General features: G+C 61.1%; 28 protein-coding genes. 10 read left to right on the top strand and 18 right to left on the bottom strand.

Annotation, left to right across the window (positions count from 1 at the left end; translation table 11 throughout):
- The 5 genes from ACD590_RS30615 to ACD590_RS30595 form a co-directional block, all read right to left on the bottom strand.
- Positions 1–1,488, bottom strand: a complete 1,488-nt coding sequence (locus ACD590_RS30615) for an HAL/PAL/TAL family ammonia-lyase (RefSeq protein WP_439021040.1) — start codon at positions 1,486–1,488, stop codon at positions 1–3.
- Positions 1,485–2,261 (bottom strand): ABC transporter ATP-binding protein, encoded by a 777-nt coding sequence (locus ACD590_RS30610; protein WP_018246352.1) that lies wholly within the window; start codon positions 2,259–2,261, stop codon positions 1,485–1,487. The genes ACD590_RS30615 and ACD590_RS30610 overlap by 4 nt, the downstream gene beginning before the upstream one ends.
- Positions 2,262–2,400: 139 nt before the next feature.
- Positions 2,401–3,105, bottom strand: a complete 705-nt coding sequence (locus ACD590_RS30605) for an ABC transporter permease (RefSeq protein ID WP_439004131.1) — start codon at positions 3,103–3,105, stop codon at positions 2,401–2,403.
- 10 nt (positions 3,106–3,115) lie between these two features.
- A complete protein-coding gene (locus ACD590_RS30600; protein ID WP_018069855.1) occupies positions 3,116–3,841 on the bottom strand; it encodes an ABC transporter permease in 726 nt (241 codons plus the stop codon).
- A 105-nt stretch (positions 3,842–3,946) separates the two neighbouring features.
- On the bottom strand, positions 3,947–4,789 hold the full coding sequence (locus ACD590_RS30595) for a transporter substrate-binding domain-containing protein (protein WP_439004130.1): 843 nt from the start codon (positions 4,787–4,789) through the stop codon (positions 3,947–3,949).
- Between the two features lie 196 nt (positions 4,790–4,985).
- Between ACD590_RS30595 and hutC (ACD590_RS30590) the strand changes: the two genes are divergently transcribed.
- Positions 4,986–5,741, top strand: a complete 756-nt coding sequence (gene hutC, locus ACD590_RS30590; protein WP_439004129.1) for a histidine utilization repressor — start codon at positions 4,986–4,988, stop codon at positions 5,739–5,741.
- 36 nt (positions 5,742–5,777) lie between these two features.
- Here hutC (ACD590_RS30590) and hutC (ACD590_RS30585) read toward each other — a convergent pair whose 3' ends face one another.
- Together hutC (ACD590_RS30585) and ACD590_RS30580 are read right to left on the bottom strand one after the other, a co-directional pair.
- The gene (gene hutC, locus ACD590_RS30585) at positions 5,778–6,500 is read right to left on the bottom strand and encodes a histidine utilization repressor (RefSeq protein WP_439004128.1); all 723 of its coding nucleotides are present in this window, start codon (positions 6,498–6,500) and stop codon (positions 5,778–5,780) included.
- 119 nt (positions 6,501–6,619) lie between these two features.
- Positions 6,620–7,966: a formimidoylglutamate deiminase gene (locus tag ACD590_RS30580; protein ID WP_439004127.1), complete on the bottom strand. Its 1,347-nt coding sequence runs from the start codon at positions 7,964–7,966 to the stop codon at positions 6,620–6,622.
- Positions 7,967–8,088: 122 nt separating this feature from the next.
- Here ACD590_RS30580 and hutI point away from each other — a divergent pair, with 122 nt between their 5' ends.
- The 6 genes from hutI (at position 8,089) to ACD590_RS30550 (ending at position 14,790) form a co-directional block, all read left to right on the top strand.
- The gene (gene hutI / locus ACD590_RS30575) at positions 8,089–9,351 is read left to right on the top strand and encodes an imidazolonepropionase (RefSeq protein WP_439004126.1); all 1,263 of its coding nucleotides are present in this window, start codon (positions 8,089–8,091) and stop codon (positions 9,349–9,351) included.
- Positions 9,348–10,883: a histidine ammonia-lyase gene (hutH, locus tag ACD590_RS30570; protein WP_439004125.1), complete on the top strand. Its 1,536-nt coding sequence runs from the start codon at positions 9,348–9,350 to the stop codon at positions 10,881–10,883. The genes hutI and hutH overlap by 4 nt, the downstream gene beginning before the upstream one ends.
- Before the next feature lies 1 nt (position 10,884).
- Positions 10,885–11,706: an N-formylglutamate deformylase gene (gene hutG, locus ACD590_RS30565; RefSeq protein ID WP_439004124.1), complete on the top strand. Its 822-nt coding sequence runs from the start codon at positions 10,885–10,887 to the stop codon at positions 11,704–11,706.
- Between the two features lie 24 nt (positions 11,707–11,730).
- On the top strand, positions 11,731–13,404 hold the full coding sequence (gene hutU / locus ACD590_RS30560) for a urocanate hydratase (RefSeq protein ID WP_439004123.1): 1,674 nt from the start codon (positions 11,731–11,733) through the stop codon (positions 13,402–13,404).
- A 5-nt stretch (positions 13,405–13,409) separates the two neighbouring features.
- The gene (locus tag ACD590_RS30555; RefSeq protein WP_439004122.1) at positions 13,410–13,985 is read left to right on the top strand and encodes a HutD/Ves family protein; all 576 of its coding nucleotides are present in this window, start codon (positions 13,410–13,412) and stop codon (positions 13,983–13,985) included.
- Between the two features lie 175 nt (positions 13,986–14,160).
- The gene (locus ACD590_RS30550) at positions 14,161–14,790 is read left to right on the top strand and encodes a J domain-containing protein (RefSeq protein ID WP_026188749.1); all 630 of its coding nucleotides are present in this window, start codon (positions 14,161–14,163) and stop codon (positions 14,788–14,790) included.
- 19 nt (positions 14,791–14,809) lie between these two features.
- Here the strand turns inward: ACD590_RS30550 and ACD590_RS30545 are convergent, their stop codons facing one another.
- Together ACD590_RS30545 and ACD590_RS30540 are read right to left on the bottom strand one after the other, a co-directional pair.
- Entirely contained in the window at positions 14,810–15,511 is a 702-nt protein-coding gene (locus tag ACD590_RS30545) for a DUF899 family protein (RefSeq protein WP_439004121.1), read from the bottom strand.
- Positions 15,504–15,722 carry a hypothetical protein gene (locus ACD590_RS30540; RefSeq protein ID WP_439004120.1) on the bottom strand — a complete coding sequence of 73 codons (219 nt, stop codon included), beginning with the start codon at positions 15,720–15,722 and terminating at the stop codon, positions 15,504–15,506. The genes ACD590_RS30545 and ACD590_RS30540 overlap by 8 nt, the downstream gene beginning before the upstream one ends.
- Positions 15,723–16,146: 424 nt before the next feature.
- Here ACD590_RS30540 and ACD590_RS30535 point away from each other — a divergent pair, with 424 nt between their 5' ends.
- Complete coding sequence (locus ACD590_RS30535) at positions 16,147–16,359, top strand: hypothetical protein (protein ID WP_018246334.1); 213 nt, start codon at positions 16,147–16,149, stop codon at positions 16,357–16,359.
- A gap of 36 nt (positions 16,360–16,395) precedes the next feature.
- Here ACD590_RS30535 and ACD590_RS30530 read toward each other — a convergent pair whose 3' ends face one another.
- The gene (locus ACD590_RS30530) at positions 16,396–16,722 is read right to left on the bottom strand and encodes a hypothetical protein (RefSeq protein WP_439004119.1); all 327 of its coding nucleotides are present in this window, start codon (positions 16,720–16,722) and stop codon (positions 16,396–16,398) included.
- 293 nt (positions 16,723–17,015) lie between these two features.
- The gene (locus ACD590_RS30525; RefSeq protein ID WP_018246331.1) at positions 17,016–17,279 is read right to left on the bottom strand and encodes a DUF982 domain-containing protein; all 264 of its coding nucleotides are present in this window, start codon (positions 17,277–17,279) and stop codon (positions 17,016–17,018) included.
- 168 nt (positions 17,280–17,447) lie between these two features.
- Between ACD590_RS30525 and ACD590_RS30520 the strand changes: the two genes are divergently transcribed.
- The gene (locus ACD590_RS30520) at positions 17,448–17,744 is read left to right on the top strand and encodes a hypothetical protein (RefSeq protein WP_439004118.1); all 297 of its coding nucleotides are present in this window, start codon (positions 17,448–17,450) and stop codon (positions 17,742–17,744) included.
- 30 nt (positions 17,745–17,774) lie between these two features.
- On the opposite strand, the gene ACD590_RS30515 is transcribed toward ACD590_RS30520, so the two are convergent.
- Positions 17,775–18,035, bottom strand: a complete 261-nt coding sequence (locus ACD590_RS30515) for a DUF982 domain-containing protein (RefSeq protein ID WP_018246330.1) — start codon at positions 18,033–18,035, stop codon at positions 17,775–17,777.
- A 612-nt stretch (positions 18,036–18,647) separates the two neighbouring features.
- On the opposite strand from ACD590_RS30515, the gene ACD590_RS30510 reads away from it, so the two are divergent.
- Positions 18,648–18,860, top strand: coding sequence for a hypothetical protein (locus ACD590_RS30510; RefSeq protein ID WP_245268285.1), 213 nt, complete (start codon positions 18,648–18,650; stop codon positions 18,858–18,860).
- Between the two features lie 294 nt (positions 18,861–19,154).
- On the opposite strand, the gene ACD590_RS30505 is transcribed toward ACD590_RS30510, so the two are convergent.
- The 6 genes from ACD590_RS30505 to ACD590_RS30480 all read right to left on the bottom strand — a co-directional run bounded on the left by ACD590_RS30505 (position 19,155) and on the right by ACD590_RS30480 (position 25,388).
- The gene (locus tag ACD590_RS30505; protein ID WP_439004117.1) at positions 19,155–19,643 is read right to left on the bottom strand and encodes a GNAT family N-acetyltransferase; all 489 of its coding nucleotides are present in this window, start codon (positions 19,641–19,643) and stop codon (positions 19,155–19,157) included.
- Positions 19,643–19,927 (bottom strand): DUF1778 domain-containing protein, encoded by a 285-nt coding sequence (locus ACD590_RS30500; protein WP_439021038.1) that lies wholly within the window; start codon positions 19,925–19,927, stop codon positions 19,643–19,645. Before ACD590_RS30500 ends, ACD590_RS30505 begins: the two co-directional genes overlap by 1 nt.
- Before the next feature lie 481 nt (positions 19,928–20,408).
- Positions 20,409–21,158 carry a sulfite exporter TauE/SafE family protein gene (locus ACD590_RS30495; protein WP_439004116.1) on the bottom strand — a complete coding sequence of 250 codons (750 nt, stop codon included), beginning with the start codon at positions 21,156–21,158 and terminating at the stop codon, positions 20,409–20,411.
- Between the two features lie 108 nt (positions 21,159–21,266).
- Positions 21,267–22,334 (bottom strand): lipocalin-like domain-containing protein, encoded by a 1,068-nt coding sequence (locus ACD590_RS30490; RefSeq protein WP_439004115.1) that lies wholly within the window; start codon positions 22,332–22,334, stop codon positions 21,267–21,269.
- Positions 22,324–24,732 carry an ABC transporter permease gene (locus ACD590_RS30485; RefSeq protein WP_439004114.1) on the bottom strand — a complete coding sequence of 803 codons (2,409 nt, stop codon included), beginning with the start codon at positions 24,730–24,732 and terminating at the stop codon, positions 22,324–22,326. The genes ACD590_RS30490 and ACD590_RS30485 overlap by 11 nt, the downstream gene beginning before the upstream one ends.
- On the bottom strand, positions 24,729–25,388 hold the full coding sequence (locus ACD590_RS30480) for an ABC transporter ATP-binding protein (RefSeq protein ID WP_439004113.1): 660 nt from the start codon (positions 25,386–25,388) through the stop codon (positions 24,729–24,731). Before ACD590_RS30480 ends, ACD590_RS30485 begins: the two co-directional genes overlap by 4 nt.
- Positions 25,389–25,422 lie beyond the last annotated feature (34 nt).

Below are 25,422 nucleotides of genomic sequence, written 5' to 3'. Positions count from 1 at the left end.
TTATAGCGGCGGCGAAGTATCGCGGATCAGGCTGCGGACGGCTTCGATATCGCCGTTGAGCGGCCGTTCGTCACTATAGTGGGAAACATGCTCCCGCACGGCCTTGTAGACCAGGTCCGTTCCTGCGGCCCGCGGCGCTGTCGCCGCCAGGAAATCATGCGCCTGGGCAGCGGCCATCAGCTCGATCGCCAATATATATTCGGCGTTGTCGATGACGGCGAGCAGCTTGCCGGCGGCAGCCGTCGGATGCGCGAGGAAATCCTCCTGCAGGCCTGAGGTCAGCCCGCCATCCAAGGCCGCGGGTGCGGCAAGGCGGCGGTTCTCGTTGCTGAGTGCCGCGGCAGTATATTGGGCAATCATGAAGCCGGAATGGCTGCCGGCATCGCTGGCGAGGAAAGGCGGCAGGCCGCTCACCAGCGGATTGACGAGCCGATCCATGCGCCGTTCGCTGATTGCGCCGATCTGCGCCAGCGCAATGGCCAGGCTATCGGCCGCCTGCCCGCGCGCCGGGGCAACCGCATGGGCCTCGGAGGAGACGATCGGGTGTTCCGGCGTGCCTGAGACAGCCGGATTGTCCGTCACCGAAGCAAGTTCCTGATCGACGACGCGGGCGGAATTGTCGAAGACATCGCGGGCAGCGCCATGGGCATGCGGCACCGAACGAAGGCTGAGCGCATCCTGCGTGCGCCGGCCGAAGGCGGCGGCGACAAGACCGCTGCCCTGAAGCCGCGCGCGCAGGCTCGCTCCGACTTTCTCTATTCCCGCCGATGGGCGCAGCGCCAGCACCGCCCCGTCGAAGGCGGCGATCTGGCAGCCTGCCGCTTCCAGCGTCAGCGCGGCGATCGCATCGGCCCAGTCGAGCAGCCGCTCGGCGCGCGCAAGCGCCACGGCGGTCAGACCGGTGGCGCAGGCCGTGCCGTTGACCAGGCTCAAGCCTTCCTTGGCGCCGAGCACCAGCGGTTCGAGGCCGATCGCAGCAAGCGCCTCGCGACCGCTCATGCGCCGGCCGTCCCGGTGAGCGCTGCCTTCGCCGATCAGAACAAGCGCAATATGGGCGTTATGGACGAGGTAACCGGCAGAACCCTTGGACGGCACGTCGGGAATGCAATCATGTTCCAGCAGGGCCGCAAGATGCTGGACGATCTCGCGCCGCACGCCGGAATGACCATGGGCGAAATTGGCGATCTCAGCCGCGATGATGGCGCGCACCTCGCGGGCGGCCAGCAACGGACCGACGCCGCAGGCATGGCTGAGCACGATGCTGCGCGACAACAGGCTCTGCGAGGCACGATCGACCACCGTATCGGCGAGTGCCCCGACGCCGGTATTGACGCCATAGGCACGCACGCCCGTCTCGACGATGCGCGCGACGATGCGGCTTGCTTGCTCGATGCGCGCCAGGGCGGCGGGCGACAGTGCGAGCGCTTCTCCGGTCCCGACGCGCGCGACATCGCGCCAGGTCAGCACGGACTCGATCGTGATTGTCATTGACCGCTTCCGAAATGGCCGATGAACTGGCGGAAGGCGGGTGTGGCGCCGCCGGTAAACATGTCGTCCGGCTTGCCGCTGCTTTCGATCAGGCCTTCGCGCATGAAGACGACGCGGTTCGAGACGTTACGGGCAAAGCTCATCTCATGGGTGACGACGAGCATGGTCATGCCTTCCTCGGCAAGCGCGCGCATGACGCGCAACACTTCGCCGACAAGCTCCGGATCGAGCGCCGAAGTCGGCTCATCGAACAGCATCACCTTCGGTTTCATCGCCAGCGCACGGGCGATTGCGGCGCGCTGCTGCTGGCCACCGGAGAGATGGGCCGGATAGGCATGGCGCTTATCGGCGATGCCGACCTTTTCGAGCAGCGCTTCGGCCTCGGCGATGCAGTCGGCGCGCGGTCGCTTCAGCACATGGATCGGTCCTTCGATAACGTTTTGCAGGATCGTCATATGGGACCAGAGATTGAAGGACTGGAACACCATGCCGAGTTCGGAGCGGATATGGTCCACCTGCTTCTGGCTGGCCGGCTTGCTTCGCCCGCCCTTATGCACCATGCGGATCTCCTCACCGTCGACCCAGATCTCGCCGTCGCTGGCGGTTTCGAGCATGTTGATGCAGCGCAGAAAGGTCGATTTGCCGGAGCCGGAGGCGCCGAGCAGCGAGATCACATCGCCGTCTTCCGCATCGAGGGAAATGCCGCGCAATACTTCGTGCGTACCGAAGCTCTTGCGGATATTGCGGACCGATAGTCGGGTTACGCCTGGCATGAGTGCTCCAATCGGGTCACGAGCATGATGCCGAAAAGTGTGAGCGGTTTTCGGACAACATCATGCTCTAACTATTTAGTTTAGAACAGGATTCAGATTTTAGGCCGACCCGGCCTAAAATCATCCTGTTCTAGGCCGCTTACGCCTTCAGCGCCTGCGGAATGGCGCGGCGATGTCGGGACAGCGAATATTCGAGCAGAGCCATGCCCTGCAGGATGATGAAGTTGAGGACGAGATAGATGATCGCCGCACAGAGAAAGACTTCCATCGTGCGGTAGGTCTGCGAGATCAGCCGCTGCGCCACCCCGGTTACTTCCCAGACGGTGACAAGGCTTGCGAGCGCCGTCGACTTCATCATTAGCACGATCTCGGTGGAATAGGCCGGCAGCGCGTGACGGAAGGCAATCGGAGCCAGGATACGGCGCACCAGCAGGAAGCCGGACATGCCGATCGAGCGTGCCGCTTCGATCTCCTTCGGCGAGACGGCGCGAATGCCGCCACGGAAAATCTCCGCCGTGTAGCCGGCGGTGCAGAGCGCTAGTGACAGCACGGCGCAGACCATCGGCTCGCGCAGGAACGGCCAGAGGAAGGAATAGCGGATGACGCCGAACTGGCCGAGGCCGTAGAAGACCAGGAACATCTGGATCAACAGCGGCGAGCCGCGGAAGACGAAGATATAGCCTTTGGCGAAGCCCGAAAGCACTGGGTTGCCGCTGGTCCGCATCCAGACGATGACAAGCGCCAGCAGGCCGCCGGAGACGATCGACAGGGAAAACAGCATGAGCGTCGTCGGTACGGCCTTGAGCAGGGTGACCATGGTCGAGGCGATGAAGGTGAAATCCATTGTCGCCTCCTTACGCCTGGCCCATGGCGGATGCCGGCATGCTGCGATTGGCGCGGCGCTCCGCCCCGTTGAAGATGCGGTCCGAAAGGCTGGTCAGGAGCAGATAGAGGCAGCCGCCGGCAATGAAGAACAGGAAATATTGCCGGGTCGAGCCCGCCGCCACCTGGCTGGTGCGCATCAGCTCGGCAAGACCGGTGACGGAGATCAGCGCCGAATCCTTGAGACTGAGCTGCCAGACGTTACCGAGGCCGGGAATGGCGAGGCGAAACACCTGCGGCATGATGATGCGACGAAGGCGCATGCCGCGATGCATGCCGATCGCCGAGGCAGCCTCAAGCTCGCCCTTGGAGATGGCGAGAAAAGAGCCGCGGAAGACCTCTGCCTGGTAGGCGCCGGAGATGATGCCGACGGCAAGCGCGCCGGCGACAAAGGAGGGCAAGCCGAGGAACCCCTCGTAACCCATCGCCTGGCCGATAGAGGTGACGGCCGACGAGCCGCCGAAATAGATGAGATAGATGATCAGCAGTTCCGGCACGCCGCGAAACACGGTCGTATAGACGTTGCCGAGCGTGACGAGGACAAGATTGCCGGAGAGTTTCGCGGCTGCGACAATCGCGCCAAGCACTGCGCCGATCGCCAGCGCCGTCGCCGTGACAGCCAGCGTCATCAAGGCGGCGGCAATAAGCAACGCGCCCCATCCCGTCGAGCCGAAGCCGAGAAGTTCCAAGCTTGCCATATCGTCCGTTCCCCGTCCGTGGCAGTGTTTTGCGGATTGACAATAGCATGCGGTCCCCGGCGATAAAGCCGGAGACCGGTGTTTGCGGCCGAAAGGCCGAAACGCTTATTCCTGCGGGCTGACGTCGACCTTGAACCACTTCATCGAGAGGTTCTTGACGGTGCCGTCGGCAAGTGCGGACTTGATCGCTTCGCTGAACTTGTCGCGCAGGTCCGTGTCGGCCTTGCGGACACCCAGGCCTTCGCCCTCGCCCCAGATCGAACCGGCGATCTCGGGGCCGGTGAAGTCGAGCGCGCCGTTGGCGGACGCAAAAGCATTGTTGAAATAGACGGCATCGTCGAAGCCGAGGTCGATGCGGCCGTTCTGCAGGTCGAGGTCGCGGTCGGCACCGGTCTTGTATTCGCGGATCTCGGCAATATCGCCGAAATTGTCATAGACGAACTTGGCGTAGACGGTCGCCGCCTGGATGCCGATCGTCTTGCCCTTGAAGGCGGCCTTCAGGGCGTCGATCTCTTTCACGCCGGTCTGGCCGGGCGTCATCTTGATCGTGGTGCCGGTGCCGGCGGCCTTTGCCAGCGGGCTGTCCTTGGCGGTAGCAAAGGCGGCAGGCGTGGCGGCATAGGGAACCGTAAAGTCGATGACCTGCTTGCGCTCATCGGTGATCGACAGTGCATCCATGATGACGTCGAACTTGCCGGCGTTGAGCGCCGGGATCATGCCGTCCCAGTCGGAGGCGACCAGCGTGCATTCGATCTTGGCGCGTTCGCACAGCACCTTGGCGAGTTCCGGTTCGAAGCCGCCGAGCGTGCCGTCGGCATTGGTGAGGTTCCAGGGCGCATAGGCGCCTTCGAGGGTAATGGTTGCCTTCGTCCAGTCTTTGGAAAAGGCAGGTGCGGCGAAGGCGGAAAGAGCCGCCACGCCACAAAGCAGGATTGCGCTGAATTTCATGTGTGAATTCTCCTCTGGAGTTGAAACAGACCTTGCGGCACCACGGCCGATCTTCGCCGGCTTGCCCTTTCCTGTCCTATTTCTGCTTCAAGGACCGATTGGGAGGTTGTATATGGTACCATATGAGATATTTTGTGATATGCAAGAGGAAAGTCGAACTATGTGGCGAATTCCATTCGTGCAAAAGGAATAGGCAATGAAGCGTCCCGGCGAGATGAAGCGCGAACTGGCGCAGAATGATAGCACCCCGCTCTATGCCGGCGTCAAGCAGGTGATCCTCGACCGCATCCAGAGCGGCGAATGGCCGCCGAAATATCGCGTGCCCTCGGAAAACGAGCTGGTCGTCGAGCTCGGCGTCAGCAAGATGACCGCCAATCGGGCGCTGCGCGAACTTGCCAACGAAGGCGAACTCGTCCGCATCCAGGGCGTCGGCTCCTTCGTTGCCGAGCGCAAGGGTTATTCGGCACTGTTCGAGGTCCGCAACATCGCCGAGGAAATCGCCGAACGTGGTCATGTCCACGAGGCCTCCGTCGTTGTTCTCGCCCAGGAAACCGCCTCTCCCGAGGTTGCCGACGCGCTGGAACTTCCGATTGGTGCTGCGGTTTTCCACTCGCTGATCGTCCACAGCGAAAACGGTGTTCCCGTGCAGATCGAGGACCGCTTCGTCCATCCGGATGCCGCGCCTGAATATCTCGACCAGGATTTTTCGACGCTGACGCCGAACGCTTATCTGACGGCTGCGGCCCCGCTCAGCGGCTCCGAACACGTTGTCGAGGCGGCGATGCCGCAGGCCTGGGAATGCAAGCTGCTGACCATCATGAAGACCGAACCGTGCCTGACGATCCGACGGCGCACATGGTCGGCAAAGCAGGTGGTCTCGACCGCCCGCCTCGTCTATCCCGGCCACCGCTACCGGCTGGAAGCGCGCAGCGGCAAGATGTTCGAGGAATGAAAACACTGCCCATGTTGTATATGGAACATAGCGGACTTATTGCGACGCCGGCGTGAAACGCGCCACCAATGCATGACGATCGCCCGGATAGGTGAAGCGCACATGCGTCACCGGGCCGGCGCCGCTCCAGGTCCGGCGTTCGACCACGAGGCAAGCGGTGTTGCGTGCTATGTCTAAGACGGCGGCCACTTCGGCATTGGCCGAGACGGCGTGGATCCGGTGTTCGGCCGTGCTCCACGGCACCTGGTTGAGCAGCCAGGGACCCGGCGCCATCGTCTGGAAGTCGGCATTGGCAGCCTCCGGCACCGTCGCAAGGCTGATCAGCCGCTCCTCCAGGCAAAAGGGCCGCATGCCGGCATTGTGGATGCAGACGACCTCGACGACCGAGGACGCCACAGGCAGTTCCAGCCTTCGACTGTCTTCTGCCTTGGCCTTGCGGCTCGTCTTCTTCGATACCGCATAGGAATAGGGCAGGTTCAGCGACTGCACCTCGGCCTTGATGTCGTGGATTTCGAGAACAGCCGATTGCGCCTGCGGCTGGGTGACGAAGCTGCCGGACTTCTTGCGGCGCTCGATAAGGCCGGCCTTGGCGAGCTGGGTCAGCACCTTGTTCACCGTCATGCGCGAGCAGTCATACTGCGTGGCGAGATCGACCTCGAAGGGAATGCGGTACCCCGGCGGCCAATCGCCCGAGACGATACGGCCCTCGATGTCGCTGAGGATGCGCTGATGCAAGGTGGGATCCCTGCTTTGGTTCATCGCCACGTTCCGATTGGTCTCCCGCTATCTCTTTGTTTTTACGCAATTCCGGACGTAAAACCACTACACATTTGCTGGAACTGCTCTAATTCGAATGTCCGGACAGGCAAAGCTCTTTTTCAGGCGGCAAGCAGTTCGCCCATGACAGCGAGGAAACGCCGGTCGATGGCATCGCGCCTGAGATGGCGACCGCCCTCCACCTGCTTGCGGCCGCGCGACCAGACGCAATCGACGGAAATGCCGCCTGCAAACAGCCAGTGATCGAGGATCTGGTCGCCTGTGAGATAGGGAATGGCCGTCGTATCGAGTGAGACGATGTCAGCGGAATGGCCCTCAACGAGCCCGGCCGGCGCCTTCAGTGCGGCGCCGCCACCGGCAAGCGCATGTGTAAACAGCGAAAGTGCCGTCGAACCGCCGGGTGCCGCGACGACGTTGCGGGCGCGAAGCGCCAGACGCTGCGAATATTCGAGCTGGCGCAGTTCCTCCGGCACGGAGATCAGCACGTTGGAATCCGAGCCGATGCCGTAACGCCCGCCCTCTTCGAGGAAGAGCGGTGCGGCAAAGGCGCCATCGCCGAGATTGGCTTCGGTGATCGGGCAGAGGCCGGCGATCGCGCCGCTTTTCGCCATCCGCCGCGTTTCGTCCTCGGTCATGTGCGTCGCATGGATCAGGCACCAGCGCTCATCCACAGGCGCATGATCGAGCAGCCATTCCACAGGCCGCGCGCCGGACCAGACGATGCAGTCCTCGACCTCCTTCACCTGCTCGGCGACATGGATATGGATGGGACCCTCGCCCGCCATCGGCACGAGCCTCATAAGCTCGTCCGGTGTCGCGGCGCGCAGGCTGTGCGGCGCCAGCCCGAGCTCGGCGCCGTCGAGCCGGCGGGTCACCGCCCGGCATCCCTCCATCAGCCTTTCGAAGCTTTCGAGCGAATTGATGAAACGCCGCTGACCGTCGATGGGGGCAGCACCGCCGAAGCCGGAATGGGCATAAAAGACCGGCAGCAGCGTCAGGCCGATACCGGTCTCTTCGCTCGCCGCCCCGATGCGCTCGGCAAGCTCGGCGATATTGGCATAAGTGCCGCCATCCCTGTCGTGGTGGAGATAGTGGAACTCGCCGACGCGGGAAAAACCGGCCTCCAGCATTTCCGCATAAAGCTTGGCCGCCACCGCCTCGACATGCGCCGGCGTCATCGCCAGGGCAAATTTGTACATGACAGTGCGCCAGCTCCAGAAGCTGTCATTGGCCGGGCCGCGCACTTCGGCAAGGCCGGCCATCGCCCGCTGGAAGGCATGGCTGTGCAGGTTCGCCATGGCGGGAACGAGGAGAGCGTGGCGTTCGTCGCCGGGCCCGGGAGAAGTGCCGATTTCGACCCGTGCGATGCGCCCGGCTTCGAGCGTCAGCCGCACATCCTTCTGCCAGCCTTGCGGGGTCAGCGCCGTGTCTGCGTGAAGTGTGGCCATGGCCTTCCCTCTCCTTTTGCCGTGCCGCCGATCTTTCTTTTCCAGAAAAGCGCACAAAATTTCTCTTGTCACCTGTCGATTATGTATATACATGTTTTGACATAAGGAAAGGCGCAAAGCTGATGACCGGGAACAATTTTTCAGAGGAAGCCTCATCCGCCGACGCCCGTCCGGCGCTTTGGCGCAATGCGCGGCTGGCCACGCTTGCGCCCGATAAAGAAGGGCTCGGCATCGTCGAAAAGGGCGCCGTGCTGATCGAAAACGGCCGCATCGCCTTTGCCGGCGCCGAAAGCGACCTGCCGGCATCGGCCATCGAACACTCCGAGATCGTCGATCTGGAAGGCCGCTGGGTCACGCCCGGCCTCGTCGACTGCCACACCCATATCGTTCACGGCGGCAACCGCGCCCGCGAGTTCGAAATGCGCCTTGCAGGCGCCACCTATGAGGAGGTCGCGCGTGCCGGTGGCGGCATCGTCTCCTCGGTGAAGGCGACCAATGCGCTGTCGGTCGAGGAACTCGTCGCCGCGGCTCTGCCGCGGCTCGACACGCTGCTTGCCGAAGGTGTCACGACGATCGAGGTCAAGTCCGGTTACGGGCTGAACCGAACCGGTGAAGTGAAGATGCTGCAGAGCGCCCGCCTGCTCGGCCATATCAGACCGGTCCGCGTCGCTACCAGCTATCTCGGCGCCCATGCGACGCCTGTGGAATATAAGGGTCGCAACGGCGATTATCTCGATGATGTCGTCCTGCCAGGTCTCGACGACATGCATAATCTCGGTCTCGCCGATGCCGTCGACGGCTTTTGCGAGGGCATCGCCTTTTCCACGACCGAGATCGCCCGCGTCTTCGACAAGGCCAAGGCGCTCGGCCTGCCGGTCAAGCTGCATGCCGAGCAGCTCTCCAATCTTGGCGGCGCCAAGCTCGCCGCATCATACGGCGCGCTTTCAGCCGATCACCTCGAATATCTCGACGAAGATGGCGTTGCGGCGATGGCCGCAGCCGGCACCGTCGCCGTGCTGCTGCCCGGCGCCTTCTACGCGATCCATGAGAAGCAGAAGCCGCCGGTTGAGGCGTTGCGGCGGGCAGGCGTGCCGATCGCGATCGCCACCGATTGCAATCCCGGCACCTCGCCGCTCACCTCGATGCTGCTCACCATGAACATGTCGGCCACACTTTTCGGCCTGACCGTCGAGGAATGCATCGCCGGCGCCACCCGCGAAGGTGCGCGCGGGCTCGGTCTGCTCGACAAGACAGGAACGCTCGAAGCCGGCAAATCCGCCGATCTCGCCATCTGGAATATCGAAAGCCTTGCCGAGCTCGTCTACCGCATCGGTTTCAATCCGCTTCACACACGCGTCTTCAAGGGCGAAAGGAACGGTCGATGACCATCACGCTCCACCCGGGCTCCGTCTCGCTCAAGGATCTGGAAATCATCTACTGGACGGGCGCACCGGCAAGGCTCGATCCCGCCTTCGATGCGGGGATCGCCAAGGCCGCTGCCCGTATCGCCGAGATCGCCGCCGGCAATGCGCCGGTCTACGGCATCAATACCGGCTTCGGCAAACTCGCCTCGATCAAGATCGACAGCGCCGACGTGACCACCTTGCAGCGCAATCTCATCCTGTCGCATTGCTGCGGCGTCGGCGCGCCGCTGCCTGAGAATATCGTGCGGCTGATCATGGCGCTGAAGCTGGTCTCGCTCGGGCGCGGCGCCTCCGGCGTGCGGCTGGAGCTGGTGCGGCTGATCGAAAGCATGCTGGAAAAGGGCGTCATCCCGCTGATCCCGGAAAAGGGCTCGGTCGGCGCTTCCGGCGATCTCGCCCCGCTCGCCCATATGGCGGCCGTGATGATGGGCGAGGCCGAAGCCTTCTTCGCCGGCGAACGCCTCTCGGGTGCGCAAGCCCTCGAACGGGCTGGCCTCAGACCAGTGGTGCTCGCCGCCAAGGAGGGCCTGGCGCTCATCAACGGCACCCAGACCTCGACGGCGCTGGCGCTGGCCGGCCTGTTTCGCGCCCATCGTGCCGCACAGGCAGCCCTCATCACCGGCGCCATGTCCACCGATGCCGCCATGGGCTCTTCGGCGCCCTTTCATCCGGATATTCACACATTGCGTGGCCATAAGGGCCAGATCGACACGGCAGCCGCGCTTCGCGCGCTGCTGGAAAACTCCATCATTCGCCAGAGCCACATCGAGGGCGACGAGCGCGTACAGGATCCCTATTGCATCCGCTGCCAGCCGCAGGTCGACGGCGCCTGCCTCGATCTGTTGCGCTCGGTCGCCCGCACCCTTGAAATCGAGGCCAATGCGGTCACCGACAATCCGCTGGTTCTCTCGGACAATTCCGTCGTCTCCGGCGGCAATTTCCACGCCGAACCCGTTGCCTTCGCCGCTGACCAGATCGCGCTCGCCGTCTGCGAGATCGGTGCGATTTCGCAGCGACGCATCGCGCTGCTGGTCGATCCGACCCTCTCCTACGGCCTGCCGGCCTTTCTCGCCAAGAAGCCGGGCTTGAATTCCGGCCTGATGATCGCCGAGGTGACGTCTGCGGCTTTGATGTCCGAAAACAAGCAAATGTCGCACCCGGCCTCGGTCGATTCGACACCGACGTCGGCCAATCAGGAAGACCATGTCTCCATGGCCTGCCATGGCGCCCGCCGCCTGCTTGCCATGACCGAGAACCTGTTCGGCATCATCGGCATCGAGGCACTGACCGCCGCCCAAGGCGTCGAACTGCGCGCGCCGCTATCGACGAGCCCGGAGCTTGGCAAGGCGATCGCCGCTATCCGCAGCAAAGCTCCGAGCCTCGACGTCGATCGCTACATGGCAAACGACCTCGCCGCCGCCGCCGAACTGGTGGCAACGGGCGCGCTGAACGCCTCGGTTTCATCTGGCATATTGCCGGTATTGGAGGGCTGAGATGATGGTGACGGAAAAAGTCTCCTCCCCATGCGAAATAACGCGAGGCACCTCCCCCGTCATCCTCGGCTTCCCCCATACCGGCACCGACGTGCCGGCTGAGATTGCCGACCGGCTCAACGACAATGGCAGGATGCTGGCCGACACCGACTGGCACATCCACCGGCTCTATGATGGCCTGCTCGACAATGTCACGGTGGTTCGCGCCACATTCCACCGCTATGTGATCGACGCCAACCGCGATCCCCAGGGCGTCAGCCTCTATCCCGGCCAGAACACCACCGGCCTCATTCCCCAGACGGATTTCGACGGCAAGGCGATCTGGAAGGATGGGCAGGCGCCTGACGAAGCCGATATCGCGGCGCGGCTGCGGGACTTCCATGCTCCCTATCATGCCGCACTTGCCGCCGAGATCGAGCGCGTGAGAGCCATCCATGGCGTCGCAATTCTCTACGACTGCCATTCGATCCGCTCCCACATCCCCTTCCTCTTCGAAGGCAAGTTGCCGGATTTCAATATCGGCACCGACATGGGCAAGACGTGCGACAGCGCCATAGAGCAGGCGACGCTCACCGTCGTCGAAGCCGCCGAAGGTTACGACAGTGTGCTCAACGGTCGCTTCAAGGGCGGCTGGACGACACGCCACTATGGTCGGCCCGACACTGGTGTGCACGCGATCCAGATGGAGCTCGCGCAATCGACGCATCTCCAAACCGAGGCGACGCCCTTCGCCTACGACGCCGCCAAGGCAGACAGACTTCGCGTCCATCTTAAAAACATTCTGGTGCGCATCGAACAGATTGCACCAGGCCTGAAACGATAACGATCACTCGACAGGGGAACCGCCATGAACAATCCACGCCACAATATCCGCGAAATCCGCGCGCCCCGCGGCAACGATCTTAATGCCAAGAGCTGGATGACTGAAGCGCCGCTGCGCATGCTGATGAACAATCTCGACCCTGACGTCGCCGAAAATCCGAACGAGCTCGTCGTTTATGGCGGCATCGGCCGCGCCGCCCGCACCTGGGAGGATTTCGACCGCATCGTCGCGACGCTGAAGACGCTGACGGAAGAAGAAACCCTGATCGTCCAATCCGGCAAGCCGGTGGCCGTATTCCGCACCCACAAGGATGCACCGCGGGTGCTGATCGCCAATTCCAACCTCGTACCGCATTGGGCGACCTGGGATCATTTCAACGAGCTGGATAAGAAGGGCCTTGCCATGTATGGCCAGATGACGGCCGGCTCGTGGATCTATATCGGCACGCAGGGCATCGTGCAGGGCACCTACGAGACCTTCGTCGAGGCCGGCCGCCAGCATTACGGCGGCAATCTCAAGGGCAAATGGATCCTGACCGGCGGCCTCGGCGGCATGGGCGGCGCCCAGCCGCTCGCCGCCGTCATGGCCGGCGCCTGCTGCCTGACCGTCGAATGCAATCCCGATTCGATCGATTTCCGCCTGCGCACCCGCTATGTCGACGCCAAGGCCGAGACGCTCGATGAAGCGCTTGAGATGATCGACCGCTGGACCAAGGCCGGCGAGGCGAAGTCCGTCGGCCTGCTTGGAAATGCTGCCGAAATCCTGCCGGAGATGGTCCGCCGCGGCATCCGCCCCGATATCGTCACCGACCAGACCTCGGCCCACGACCCGATCAACGGCTACCTGCCGAAGGGCTGGACGATGGGTGAGTGGAAGGCAAAGCGCGAAAGCGATCCGAAGGCAGTGGAAAAAGCGGCGCGCGCCTCGATGCGCGAGCACGTCGAAGCGATGATCGCCTTCTGGAATGCCGGTATTCCGACCCTCGATTACGGCAACAATATCCGCCAGGTGGCGCTGGACGAAGGCCTCGAAAACGCCTTCGCCTTCCCGGGCTTCGTGCCGGCCTATATCCGCCCGCTGTTTTGCCGCGGCATCGGCCCCTTCCGCTGGGCGGCCCTTTCCGGCGATCCGGAGGATATCTACAAGACCGATGCCAAGGTGAAGGAGCTGCTGCCTGACAACAAGCACCTGCACAACTGGCTCGACATGGCCAGGGAGCGCATTGCCTTTCAGGGTCTGCCGGCACGCATCTGCTGGGTAGGCCTCGGCGACCGCCACAAGCTCGGCCTCGCCTTCAACGAGATGGTGAGAACAGGCGAACTCTCCGCCCCGATCGTCATCGGCCGCGACCATCTGGACTCCGGCTCCGTCGCCTCGCCGAACCGCGAGACCGAAGCGATGAAGGACGGTTCTGACGCTGTCTCCGATTGGCCGCTGCTCAATGCCCTGCTCAACACGGCATCGGGTGCGACCTGGGTGTCGCTGCATCATGGCGGCGGCGTCGGCATGGGCTTCTCGCAGCACTCCGGCATGGTCATTTGCGCCGACGGCACGGACGATGCTGCAAGGCGTCTCGAGCGTGTGCTCTGGAACGATCCGGCGACTGGCGTCATGCGCCACGCCGATGCCGGCTACGAGATCGCCATCGACTGCGCCAAGGAAAAGGGCCTGCGCCTGCCCGGCATTCTCGGGAACTGAACCCGGTGAGGATCCTGCGCGCCGGCGATCACAAACGCATGCCCTGGAAAAACGGCAAGGGAGAGACGGTGGAGATCGCCGTCTTTCCAGCTGACGCTTCGATCAACGACTTCGACTGGCGCATCAGCATGGCGACGGTCGCAGCGGACGGCCCGTTTTCGATCTTTCCCGGCATCGACCGCACGCTGGCGATCCTTGATGGCAACGGCATGGTGCTCGAAGTGGAAGGCAGCGCGCCGGTGCTGCTGACAACGGCAAGCGATCCGTTAGCCTTCCCCGCGGATGTCCCCGTCACGGCCAGGCTCCAGGATGGATCAATCACCGATCTCAACGTCATGACACGCCGTGTCGGGCTCGCCCACAGGTTGATCCGCATCGACGTCGATGGCGGCAAGACCGTGCCGCTACCGCCCTCGACATGCCTGTTTCTCTGTCATCAGGGCGCATTGTCATTCCGAAAGGACGGCGAGACCGGCGCGCTTGCGGCCGGCGATGCGCTGCTGATCGAGGACGCGACCGCAACCGTGCTGGAAATCGACGGCGAAGCCAAATGTTATCTCGCTTCGATCACCACAAGCTGATTGCCGAACAACGAATTGAAAACATTAAACAATCGAGGATTTGGCGAGGCATGTGCATAAACCATCGCCATCTCGGGCCATGGACGTCATTCCTCGTTTCGGTCTAAACTTCGCCCTTCTGATGCAGAAGAAGACCTAGACTGCCCGCAACGTGCCGGGGAGCAAGGGAGCAGGCGTGACGGATCCATACGATATTCTCGGCGTTGAACGCGATGCGGACGAGGCGCAGCTGAAGGCCGCCTATCGGCGCCTGGCGAAGGTTGCCCACCCCGATTCGGGTGGTGATTCGGAAGCCTTTGCCAATCTGCAGAAAGCCTATGGGCTGCTTCTCGATCCGGTCCGGCGCAAGGTCTACGACGATACCGGCTACGACGTTGAATTCGCCGATGCGGCCGAATTGCAGGCGCTCGTGATGATCGAGAAACTCGTCACCGATGCAGTGCTCGACGAGCGCGCACCGGGAAGTTTCGATCCTGTCGCCGTCATGCAGGACAGCCTTTCCGAAGAACTGCGCAAGGCGCGTTTCAGCAAGAGCGAGCTGGAGCGCCACGCCTCGCGCGTCGGACTGCATCTCGAACGGCTCGAAAAGCAGTCAGGCCGCGATGTGCTCGCCCACATGTTCCGCGCCCGCATCGAAGCAATCTCCAAGGCGGTCGCGGAAACCGAGGCGAAGATAAAGGCGACGGAACGCGCCGCCGACATGCTCAGCGGCTATGTCTACGACATCGATCCGTCGCCGCTGCCGGATGCCGCGGTCACCAACATCGAATGGGTCGAGGCCTCAAGAAACCGCTCCACCGGCTGACGGCGGACGACGCCGGCTATTAATAGGACAGCTTCGGATACCAGTCCGCCGGCCGGCCTTCGGGCGTCGAATCGATAATGGTCCAAAGCGGCATCAGGTCCGGCGCGCCGCGCGGATCCTCGCCCGGATCAGCCGTCACCTCGCCCATCTCCTGGCTCCAGAAATGGCGGATGGTGCCATCGCGTCGCGTGAAGACGTTGAAGGCGGCACCATCGCCACCATCCGTGCCGATCGCGTGATAGTCGCGGCTATAGTCGTCCGTCATATCGGAATAGAGCGGCAGGTGATGCCAGCCGCGTTCTTTCTTGAAGGCGAGCAGCTTTTGGATCGGCGAGCGGGCGACGACGGCAAGCGCTGCGCGCTGCTGGATGTCAGGCACTTCGCCATCCCAGGCCGACAGAAGCGAGGTGCACATCGGGCATGGACGCTCGCGTTGCGGGCCGAACATGTAGCTGTAGACGATCAGCGTCTCCTTGTCGGCGAAGAGCTCGCTGAAGGATATTGGCCCATCGCTGCCCTCGAAGCGGTAGTCTTTCGTCACCTCGCCGCCCGGCGGCAGCGCCCTGCGCTGTCTTGCCACACGCTCGATGTGCCGGCGCAACTCGATCTCTTCGGCCAGCAGCGCGTCGCGGGCGCTGCGATACGCCTCGCTCTCGTTGGGAAACCGGACGCCGTTCTTGGCCGCAAGCACGGCGGCGGGTACCAGATGCTGATTATCCATGACGATTCCTCCTTCTGTTGCCTGAGCACGTACCACGACGGGGTCGCAGCACATCATTACAAGGACGATCGGCTGATGCGAAAATCGACAGAGCCGACGGAAAATATTTGCCCCCCGCTTTGACCGGCTCGGCGCCCAGATCGCTATAACCCAGCACATCAAGATCGCGCGTTTCGAAACGCGGATCATCGAACCAGCTTGTGATCAGCATCGCGCCCTTCCTAGAGGACGCCGCCGACCCGATCGCAGATATCTCTCGAGCGGATCTCCAGAAGCTTCGTTGGGCGCTGCGCTTCATGGCGAGCTGTTGGGCAGCGAATATCGGCATTCAACATCGGCAGGCAGCCGAAGCCCCGGCCCGGATTGAGCCTGCATTTTCCGAGGAAAGCATCTCGAGATACAGGCGGCAGCTGCAAAGCTGAGCCACGGGCCTGCGCTGTCACATGACCTCGATCAAAACAGGCCGGGACTACGTCCCGCAATTGAAGGGCCGATTGACGCGCGAGAGGCCGGAGCAATCGAGGGTCCATTCGAGTTTTCCTTTTGAGAGGCGGACGCACACCCACCTTCAGGTATCTTGCAACCGACGGCGACTTTTCTAGTTCACGGGGGATAGCTAACCTTGGGAGGATGAGATGAGGCTGGTGCCATTCCACTACGCGGGCACTAACGACCCGATAATCTACATCAACCCAGAGCATGTGGTCGCGGTCAGGGCTTTCACCAGCAGCACCCACATTTATGTCAGTGTGCTGGGGAAAGATGGCTCCCCGAGTTACTATCCTATCAGGGAGTCGCTTGCGCAAGCCGTCAAGCTCCTCATCGGCGAGCATCCTGAGCGGAACTAATGGGCAGCTTGGCTTGTTACACACACTATGAGCGACTCAGAACAGAAAGCCAGCAAAGGCATGATCACGTTCGTACTGGCTATCTTCACCATCGCTATGATTATCGCGGTGGCGTACCTGGCTTTCTTCACCCCTGGGCAAGTCGAGCCAGGTCCGAAATCGCCAACCGGAATCGAGGGCGGCCAGTAACCGCAACGAGATGGCTTTAGGTATCGGAATAGGCGTCGGTTTGGGAGCAGTTCTCGGCGCGACTGTATTGGGTGTTACCTCGATTGGCGTTGCTGTTGGGACTACGATCGGAATAGCTGTTGGCGCGGCGTGCGGCTGGGCAGCCTCAAGGCAGAACAGATAGAGGGCGCGCATCCTCTATCTGAATGGAACGGCAAATTTTGCCAACCAGGCGTGTTTCCAAATGCTCCATGTGACCCCGGCACCCGCATCCTACTCGGACAGATTCCAGCCGACCGTTGACCTTCCGTTGCATATCCCCACTAAAATCGCTCTTGCAGCGACCGTATTTGCTTTGTCTTGACCCAGCGCTTTCGTCATGGCGGCGGCCTTGATCGAAATGGCTGCCATACACAACGCTTCGAACGCGGCCGTCGAGATTGGAGAGAGGCGCGCATAACCCTCGGACCTGCTGAGGAGCAGTGCCGTCAGTGCAGAACCGCGATTGCCGTGACGCCGGCCTCGTTTGCCGCGCGAATGATCGCCGCTCTAAGTTCCTCCGGCTCGGCGTTGCCCTTCACGACGTCCAGGCACAATTTGATCGCCAGAAGGAACTCCTCTCCATCATCACTGGGAAATTCCCTTATGAGCGCGTTGGCGGCCCCCATAGCCGTCGTGACCGAAATTACTCTGTCGGGGTCTTTAAACATAAGGAGCACGGGGGCGAATTCGATCGATTTGTCCCATTCCATTACACAAACTCCAGATGGGATAATGTAATGTTAACGGTGCAAAAGGCGTGCCAATGCACGCGCAGGTTATAAGCATGCATGGCATTGGAACGGGGCGGCGCGACCGCTTTAGTTCCGAGGAGCAGATGACCGACAAGTTTTTGCAGATGGCGGGAGAGGCGGAAACTGATGGAGACAGAGCGTGGAGATCGTTCAACGATTGCTGGGCGGATCATCTGCGCATCTTTGACCGTCATCGACGGCGACACGGTAGATGAAGCGGGCAGAACATGCGGTTGCTGGGAAGGTGTTCCCTTCGTTTCTGGCATCGACACGCCGGAGACGCACGCGAAGTACGTGAAGGAACGGAAGCTGGCACTTGTCGCCGAAGAGAGACAAAAAGACCTGCTGGCCGCGCGCAGCCTGAAAGTGATGTTCAGCGGAGTGGACCTGCGCATGCAGCGCAACGAGAGACCCGTGTCATGAGGCGCCCATAACTCATTAGTCGGCGGACACTCAGTGAACGGTGATCACCGGAATGCCAGCTTCGTCGGCGGCACGGATAAGCGCTGCTCGGGCATCCTGAGCCGGAATTTCCCCATGAATTGCATTCCGGCACGCCCTAATCGCTATAAGATATTCTTCTCCATCGTCGACCGGCCAGCTAGCCGTCAGCATTTCGGCAGCCTGGAAAAGGGTCGCGACGAGCTTGTATTTTTCCGACCCGCTTACAACGAGCATCAGAGGGGTAAACTGTGCGGATGTGTGCCATTTCATGACTTTAGGTCTCCCACGGTAAATATATTAGTAACCGTGCAAGAACTGTTCCGTGATCTTCTGCCAAAGCTCGTTTCGCAGGCCGCATCATGAAAGGAGACCATGTCTTAAAGGCGCTTCAGTCGCCTCAGCATCGCCAGGCACAGGTTGGCGGGGAAACGCGCCAGCCTCATTACCCGTGCTGAAGCCACCATGGCCGCCGACATGTTCGCGAGGAAGTCGAACGCCCCGAATTATTCCGCAACGCAGACATCATCGATATCGCTTAATCCGAGGATGTCCGCAATTGCCCTGCCGGACCGGCTCCAGCGCTGCCACGTCGCCATGTTTCACCATCCAAAGCCGGCATGGATATCTCGATCGGCGAGCCAGGCATGGAGCGGCCGATGCCGTACTGCTTGCACCACCGTCGGATCGCCTTGTCCGTCTTCTCCGCGAGGGCGCAGGCTTTTTTGACGTTTGCACCCTTGCCCTTCCTTATCAAAGAGTGGGCCATGGCCCGAGACCGCCGGCGGCGGTCGGTTCGCTGCTCGAGAAAAGCATCTCATCACGGCACCACTCTTGAATAAACGGAAGGACACGCGAGTTTTTCCGGTTAGCAAGGAGGAAATCATGTCCGTACCCAACGAGCCTATCGTTCCGCCGGCAGCGCCGCCGATCGGCAATCCCGAACCTGAGCGAGATCCTGGGGAGACTCCGCCGCCTGATGGCCCGGAGCCAGACGACGGCGACGATCCGATGACGCAAGCTCACGCCCAGGAGGCCCAACGAAGCCCGACTTGGGGACTGCTCTGCCGCGGCGTTCAGGTGCATGCTGCTGACTGAGATCATGCGACGTTCTTTCTGATGGGAGTGAGCTCGCCCAAGGACGATTTGGAGAACGCCCAAGACGTCGACTGGCTCTGTGCTTTCCGGTAACCACACCCAGATGAAGGTTCGTTGTTCTCAGCCTCGGCTCATCTTGTAACCGGCTTTCTTCTTCTACTGCCGGCAAGCTCCAAATATCCGAAATCATGTGGCAATTAGGACATGGATTCCGATTTTAGACAAACTTTTCAAAGCTCTCCGTCAATTCTCCGACCGTCGTTGGGTTGTCAGACGAGCGACTGTTTTCACCGATCACTTCAGGCCTACTTGAGTTTTCAATGATAACACCAAGGCCATAGGATTCGCGGGCGACGCTGCAAATCCAAAATGCTCATAGAAGGCCTTGGCCTCATCGGAGATCGCGTGAACCAGAAGGCCGCGAATACCCATGATATGGGCTGCCTGTCCGGTACGCAGCACGGCGTCTTGCAACAGCGCGGCTCCGATTCCTTTTCCCTGCCAGTTGCGATCGATGGCCAGACGGCCAAGGACTGCCATGGGAACCGGGTCGGGCATGTTGCGCCGGATCGCTCCCGGAGCGTCCGCGACCGCCAGCGCTCCCGATGAGAGGCAGTAATAGCCGACAACGCGCTCGCCCTCGCAGACCACATAGGTTCGCGATGCGCCGCTGACCTGATTGGCCCGCGCCCTGCGGCGCAGCCATTCATCAAGGCTGTCGTGCCCGCTGTCGAATAGCTGGAGATCGTGCGCTTCGCCGAGAAGCGTCGGTGCAGACAACATTACGGCTGCCAGGGTTTGGGAGCATTCATCAACCGTTCGAAGCCTTCGCTATTTGGCGGCTGGTCGAGGACGGCGAGATAGTGTTTGTAGCTGTCAGGATCGACCCGCACCAATGTCTGATCGAGAAGCGCGTTTTCTGCAGCACGGCGCGATGCGTCGATCATGAAATCCGAACGGGTTTTCCCGTGGGCCTTGGCGGCGCGGTCGATCAGGACGCGAACGTCCTCACGAACCCTCAAGTTAACGGCGCGGGTATGGGTATCAGGGGCGTTTTTGCTGGTCATGGCCTTTTCCTTCAAGGCCTTATACCACAAACGCATACACAATGTGTATCTATTTCCTGCGATGTTGCGGGTTGATATCCCAAAGCCTCCCTTTCGGTTCCTTCTGGACATGGGCGCTGATCGCTTTCGATCGGAAGCCCGGCTTTCACCGTTAGACAAGAAACTGGCGACGCCAGTTCCTCAATCCCTACGCCTTCGAGAACGCGCCCGCCGCATTGCGGGCGCTAGTTGAGTGATCCAGCAGCCCGGGATCCCGCCTCAGCAAATCCACGCATTTGGAAAGGCGAACACTGGGCACAAGCTCATCTGCGTGCCGCCAATATTCGGCGGCAATGACGATCGTTCGTGCGTTCTCAATCAAATCCACTGGATCGACGCTTTCCCGCGATCCATTCGTCGAGCCCCTTGAGCATTTTGCAGGACTTCGGCTCCTTCAATTGCAAGTTATTGACTGAGAGCCTGAGGGGCACGGGACCTCCGCTCAAAGGTAAGCTCGCGAAAAGAACACTGCGGTCGTTAAAAAGGCGACCACGAGGGTTAGCAGCCGAACGACCGATGATGGCAGCCTTCGTCCGATATGCGCTCCGATCCACCCGCCGATAACGGCTCCAATCGTCATGGGAATGCACTCCTGCCATACGATTGCCCCGGCAAGTACGAAGACGACGACGGCGACCGCGTTGGCGGCGGTTACCATCACCATTCTTGTCGGATTCAGGCTCTTGATGTCCCCGCCCCCGAGCGCGCTCCACGCCGCAAGCATCATGAGACCCACCGCGCCGCCAAAATAGCCGCCATAAAGACCGAGAAAGAACTGAACCATTGCGAACGCCAGAACACTCGGACGTGCCTGCGACTGCAACTGGGCGCTGAGCCTCGGACCTGCAGCGAGCATCAATGTCGCCACCAGCAAAAGCCATGGCAGGATACCATCGAAAATCCTCGAAGGGGTTAGCAGCAATAGAATGCTTCCGGCTACACCACCCATCACCGTCACGACAGCAATGGGCACGACATTGACGCCGCACACACTCCTAACCCCATCACGGTAGACCCACGAGCTCGCCATACCGCCGGGAAACAAGGCTAAGGTGCTTGTGGCGTTTGCGGCTACCGACGGCACTCCGACCGATATCAGCGCAGGCAGGGATACGAACGACCCGCCGCCCGCCAACGCATTCATGCTGCCTGCTAACAAGCCAGCAAGGAAAAGAAGCATTATATCGTACATGTTCAGGTCGCCTTAGCACCCAAGCCTGATTTCGGCCGAGCCTCTTGTCCAATACCGCGGTCACATTGCCCGTACGACGTTGTGCGTCCATAAGAGTCCGCCCCACGACTAGTATCCTGTCATTTCGAGATATCCGACGCCTGACATTGAACCCCTGAGATCTATCGGCCCCTCCCAGTATGGCGTCGATGTCGCCATCCAGGACTGGTCATTCAACGGTTTGGTTCTTATATCGAGCGACTTCCCTGGCACGCGTATTCGCCATTCCACCGGTATCTCTCGCCCCTTGACTGTTGCCTTCCGCAAAGGCTCCAGTTGAACCTCTTCTTTCGACAGGGGTGTCGTTCGCCCGTCCGAGGATATCCAGTTCGCGGAGATGAACCCGTCCTTATCATCGCGAAGGCGAAAGGCCATAAGCTTCTCGCCAGAGTCGAAATGTAATGAGAACCAGTCCCAGCCCGTCTGGTTTAAGGCGAGCGGCTGAGACGACCACTCCCGATCCAGCCACGCTTTCCCGGTGACCTTCACCGGGGATCCGGAGATCGTGATTGCGCCGGAGACCTTGTAGAACGGTTGCGAGTAGTAGTAGCTCGCCTGCTCGCCTGATGACTTCATAGAAAACCCGTTTTCACCCTGCAGCACGAGCGGGCCGTCGGCGCCAAGGTTCAAGCCAAAGCTGAAATCCGTCCCGCTCGCAGTCACCGAAAGATCCCTAAGGTCAAAGGCGCTCTCAATGGAACCAGTCATCTGCCAGTCGTCGATCCATGCCAGAAACGGCGTGGCCTCGACGCCTGCCTGTCCAACGCCGCCCCGGCCCAAGCGCTCGGCGACGAACTGGTGAGACTGGGTGGTAATCGCCGCATGCCCGATCCATAGCTGGGGATCTGCGAAGCCTGGCCTTTCTTCCGGAGCCAGAGCGGATCGAAACAATGTCCACTGCGCCCCATACCGCTTGCCATCCTCACCCTTGAGGTTGGCGGTGACATACCACCACTCAATCCGATAATCCGGATGAGCGCCATGATCGGCAGGAAACGAGAGACCGCGTCCACGCTCCGGGATCGAAAAGCCCTGTGCATCCGATCCCAGTCCGGCGAACCCCTGCCCCGACGCCTGTTCAGCCAGAGAGACCATAGCCACCGCGACAAAGGCGGATGAAACTTTTCTAACGTTCATTCGAGAAAATCCTAAGCAGGTCTGCAGGATTGATCGTGGCCAGGCGCCTGACGGGCACCAGCACCGACAAGAACGCCGCCAGCAGCGCAATCGCTCCCAGCCAGAGCCAGTCGATCGGAAAGACCATCATCGGCAAGCGCCACCCGAAAGCCTCCACGTTCACAATCGAAAGCAGCACCCATGCCAGAGTAAGACCGACCGGAATCGCCGCCAGAAATGTCACGAGCCACAGCGCCAGTGTCCGGGCAATTTCGTATAGAGCTAGATCTCGACGCCGCACACCGATCGCCCAGACTGGTGCAAGCTGCGGAAGCCGAATTCCAGAGAGGGTCAAGAGGCTTGAGAACATGGCAAATCCCGCCACCGCCAGCGTGAGGACGTTCAGTGCACCTGTCACCTTAAATGTCTGGTCGAAGATGGCTCGCGACTGTCGTTTGAGTGAAGCCTGGTCGACGATCGCTGTCTCCGGCAGACCCAAGTCCGCGACCAGCTGACGTTTCAGGTCCTGGGCTCGCTCGGGAGGCACGCGGACGCCGTATCGGAGCTTCGGCACATTCGGGTAATGATCAACCAAGGTATCGATGCCAACAATTACCTGCCCGATGGGGTTTCCGTAGTCTGAATAAACGCCAACTACGGTAGTAGTCCACCCACCCGGCATAACCAAAGGCTGGCCGATCTTAGCTTGACCACGACGCCACATCTGCTCGTTGACGAGAGCGCCCTGCCCGTTAGCAACCGTTCCCCACACGTCCTTATCGGAAGCGATCAGTGGCCAGTGCTCCCGATAGGTCGGATCGTCTGCGACGCCAAAAATCTGGACCTGCTCACCTGAGACCTCACCGTCGACGCTCCAGATCGGAAGGACTGCTGTGGCGTGCCGCTGAAGCCAAGTCCGCAGTCGCTCGGACTGGTCGTCATCCTTGGCGGTCACGTATAGCTCTGCGGCCAAGCGTTGATCCAGCCATCCGATAAACGTCAATCGGAAACTGGAAACCATCGTGCCGACACCAATGTTTGCCGACAATGCTAGAAGAAGGGCCATCAGGGCCAGCGACAGCCCCGGCAGCTGTATACGGGTATCTGCCCAGAACCATTCCATAAGAGCGCCTCTCGCGAAATGTTGAGCCGTGATTAGGGTAACGGCAATAAGCCCTGGCAGTATCAGTGCCGCTCCGAGAAGCAGGCAAGCGAGTACTGCAAAGCCCGCGACAAGGCCGGACCCGGCTATTGCAAGCAGGGCTGCCAATATTAGCAACGACCCGCCAGCTCCAGCCTGATAAACCAGCGAGCGCGCTGATGCTCTCGCCCACGCCCTTGGTTGAGCCGCTGCGAGGATCGGCAGTGTCCAGACGCGCCAAAGGCTCTGTGCCGAGGAAACGCCGGTCCCTCCAAGAGCGATCGCCAGTCCCGCTAGCCACCATTCGGGCCGAATTGACAGCGAGCCCGACACATTCGCCCCATACAAGTTCCGCAAGGTGGCAGCGACACCCGGCATCAAGAGCCAGGCGATGATGTAGCCGAGAATAACCCCGAGAACGCCGGAAACCAGGGCCAGTATCGACAGTTCAACCACGAGCATGACGGCCAGAGTCCGAAGGGAGACACCAAGAGATCGCAGTGTTCGAAAGGTACCGCGACGCTGCTCGAAGGTCAGGCCTGTTGTGGAGTAAACAATGAACAGACCGACGACGAACGACAGAAACCCGAAAGCGGTCAGGTTAAGGTGGAAGCTGTCCGTGAGGCGAGAGACATCCGGCTGGTCGGCCGGTTCGCGAATGGTCAGCCCCGGCGCTATTTGTTCGAGAGCTTGAACTGTAACCCGCTGCTCGGGAGCTATGACCAGACGGTCGATCTTCCCATGTTTTTCAAGCAATTTGTCCGCTACGGAGATGTCCACGAAGGCAGCGCCGTCTGGGACGTTGCCATCGACTTTGACGGCCATTTCCGTGTTGCCACGCAGCCGATCGGCAGTCGCGGCGGATACCAAAAGAAGCCCAGTGGTGGAAAAGAAGCCGGAGAGCTCCGCACCGTTTGCGATGGTCACGCCCGAACTACCCCTGGGCATGGTCAGCGGCTCGATGCCGACCATTCTTATCCGCACCGGCCCAAAGCGATAGTTGCCCTCGATGACAGGCGAAATGTTCAGGCCTGCTCGGCGAAGGCGTCCATATACCGCGGTCGCAATACCATCATCCTCCTTGGCAACGATCTGCCGAAGGCTTCCTTGCTCGAGAACCGATGATGCCCGTGCGTAACTTGCCCTAGCCTCTGCATTGATCGCTTGGACGCCGGACCAAAGCGCCGTTGCGAGCATTATTCCCATGACCAAGGTGAGCAGCTGAAGCGGCTTTCGGCGCCAGTGCGACAGCAGCGCTGCGAAGGCGACGAGGTTCATTCGACAATCTTCCCGCCGCGAAGAACCACTATTCGATCCAGACCGCCTGCAAGCCTTGCGGAGTGAGTCACAAGCAGAAGAGCGGACCTCGCGGTCTGTGACAGACTGACCATAAGATCTAGGACCCTGTCTCCGGTCTGCTCATCCAGGTTGCCCGTTGGCTCATCCGCGAGAATGAGTGGCGGCCGCGCGGCCAAGGTTCGCCCAATCGCAACGCGCTGTTGCTGACCTCCAGATAGTTGCTCGGGGTAGCGGCTGATGTAATCACGCAGCCCCAATTTGCCAATCAGCTCCATCTCCCAAGCAGGATCAAATCGATCGGCGAGCTTTGCGTGGAATGAGATATTGGCGGCGACCGTCAGCGAAGGGATGAGATTAAACTGTTGAAAAACCAAGCCCACCTGGGTTCTACGGTAATGAGCGCATTCATTCTCATTAAGCTGCCGGATGTCCCGTCCGTTCATGACGATGGATCCACTATCCGCGCGATCCAGGCACCCAGCCAGGTGCAGCAGCGTACTCTTGCCACTGCCGGACTCTCCCGTCAGGGCCACGCTTTCGCCAGAGGCCACCTGAAGGTCGACCCCCTTTAGTATTTCGATTAGCCCCTCGGCCGTGGTGTAGGATTTTCTGACGCCTGAGAGGGTAAGGATCATGTCGGTCTCTTAGTCAGGGATTCGCAGAATGCAA

The sequence above is a fragment of the Rhizobium sp. 862_C5_N1_2 genome (assembly GCF_051811205.1).
GTDB lineage: Bacteria > Pseudomonadota > Alphaproteobacteria > Rhizobiales > Rhizobiaceae > Rhizobium > Rhizobium leguminosarum.
Note: the sequence above shows the minus strand (reverse complement) of the source record. Positions and strands in the feature narration are given on the sequence as shown.

Bases quoted from the DNA above. Each gene is read 5' to 3' on its own strand.
- ACD590_RS30485 (WP_439004114.1), bottom strand. From the start codon at position 24,732: ATGAACCTCGTCGCCTTCGCAGCGCTGCTGTCGCACTGGCGCCGAAAG.
- ACD590_RS30540 (WP_439004120.1), bottom strand. From the start codon at position 15,722: ATGCTGATCACAAGCTGGTTCGATGATCCGCGTTTCGAAACGCGCGAT.
- ACD590_RS30595 (WP_439004130.1), bottom strand. From the start codon at position 4,789: ATGAAATTCAGCGCAATCCTGCTTTGTGGCGTGGCGGCTCTTTCCGCC.
- hutH (WP_439004125.1), top strand. From the start codon at position 9,348: ATGACCATCACGCTCCACCCGGGCTCCGTCTCGCTCAAGGATCTGGAA.
- ACD590_RS30495 (WP_439004116.1), bottom strand. From the start codon at position 21,158: ATGTACGATATAATGCTTCTTTTCCTTGCTGGCTTGTTAGCAGGCAGC.
- ACD590_RS30545 (WP_439004121.1), bottom strand. From the start codon at position 15,511: ATGGATAATCAGCATCTGGTACCCGCCGCCGTGCTTGCGGCCAAGAAC.
- hutG (WP_439004124.1), top strand. From the start codon at position 10,885: ATGATGGTGACGGAAAAAGTCTCCTCCCCATGCGAAATAACGCGAGGC.
- ACD590_RS30610 (WP_018246352.1), bottom strand. From the start codon at position 2,261: ATGCCAGGCGTAACCCGACTATCGGTCCGCAATATCCGCAAGAGCTTC.
- ACD590_RS30510 (WP_245268285.1), top strand. From the start codon at position 18,648: ATGTCCGTACCCAACGAGCCTATCGTTCCGCCGGCAGCGCCGCCGATC.
- ACD590_RS30525 (WP_018246331.1), bottom strand. From the start codon at position 17,279: ATGGAATGGGACAAATCGATCGAATTCGCCCCCGTGCTCCTTATGTTT.
- ACD590_RS30520 (WP_439004118.1), top strand. From the start codon at position 17,448: ATGGAGACAGAGCGTGGAGATCGTTCAACGATTGCTGGGCGGATCATC.
- ACD590_RS30580 (WP_439004127.1), bottom strand. From the start codon at position 7,966: ATGGCCACACTTCACGCAGACACGGCGCTGACCCCGCAAGGCTGGCAG.
- ACD590_RS30605 (WP_439004131.1), bottom strand. From the start codon at position 3,105: ATGGATTTCACCTTCATCGCCTCGACCATGGTCACCCTGCTCAAGGCC.
- ACD590_RS30505 (WP_439004117.1), bottom strand. From the start codon at position 19,643: ATGTTGTCTGCACCGACGCTTCTCGGCGAAGCGCACGATCTCCAGCTA.
- ACD590_RS30615 (WP_439021040.1), bottom strand. From the start codon at position 1,488: ATGACAATCACGATCGAGTCCGTGCTGACCTGGCGCGATGTCGCGCGC.
- ACD590_RS30600 (WP_018069855.1), bottom strand. From the start codon at position 3,841: ATGGCAAGCTTGGAACTTCTCGGCTTCGGCTCGACGGGATGGGGCGCG.
- hutI (WP_439004126.1), top strand. From the start codon at position 8,089: ATGACCGGGAACAATTTTTCAGAGGAAGCCTCATCCGCCGACGCCCGT.
- hutC (WP_439004128.1), bottom strand. From the start codon at position 6,500: ATGAACCAAAGCAGGGATCCCACCTTGCATCAGCGCATCCTCAGCGAC.
- ACD590_RS30535 (WP_018246334.1), top strand. From the start codon at position 16,147: ATGAGGCTGGTGCCATTCCACTACGCGGGCACTAACGACCCGATAATC.
- ACD590_RS30515 (WP_018246330.1), bottom strand. From the start codon at position 18,035: ATGAAATGGCACACATCCGCACAGTTTACCCCTCTGATGCTCGTTGTA.
- ACD590_RS30480 (WP_439004113.1), bottom strand. From the start codon at position 25,388: ATGATCCTTACCCTCTCAGGCGTCAGAAAATCCTACACCACGGCCGAG.
- ACD590_RS30530 (WP_439004119.1), bottom strand. From the start codon at position 16,722: ATGCGCGCCCTCTATCTGTTCTGCCTTGAGGCTGCCCAGCCGCACGCC.
- ACD590_RS30500 (WP_439021038.1), bottom strand. From the start codon at position 19,927: ATGACCAGCAAAAACGCCCCTGATACCCATACCCGCGCCGTTAACTTG.
- ACD590_RS30490 (WP_439004115.1), bottom strand. From the start codon at position 22,334: ATGAACGTTAGAAAAGTTTCATCCGCCTTTGTCGCGGTGGCTATGGTC.
- hutC (WP_439004129.1), top strand. From the start codon at position 4,986: ATGAAGCGTCCCGGCGAGATGAAGCGCGAACTGGCGCAGAATGATAGC.
- hutU (WP_439004123.1), top strand. From the start codon at position 11,731: ATGAACAATCCACGCCACAATATCCGCGAAATCCGCGCGCCCCGCGGC.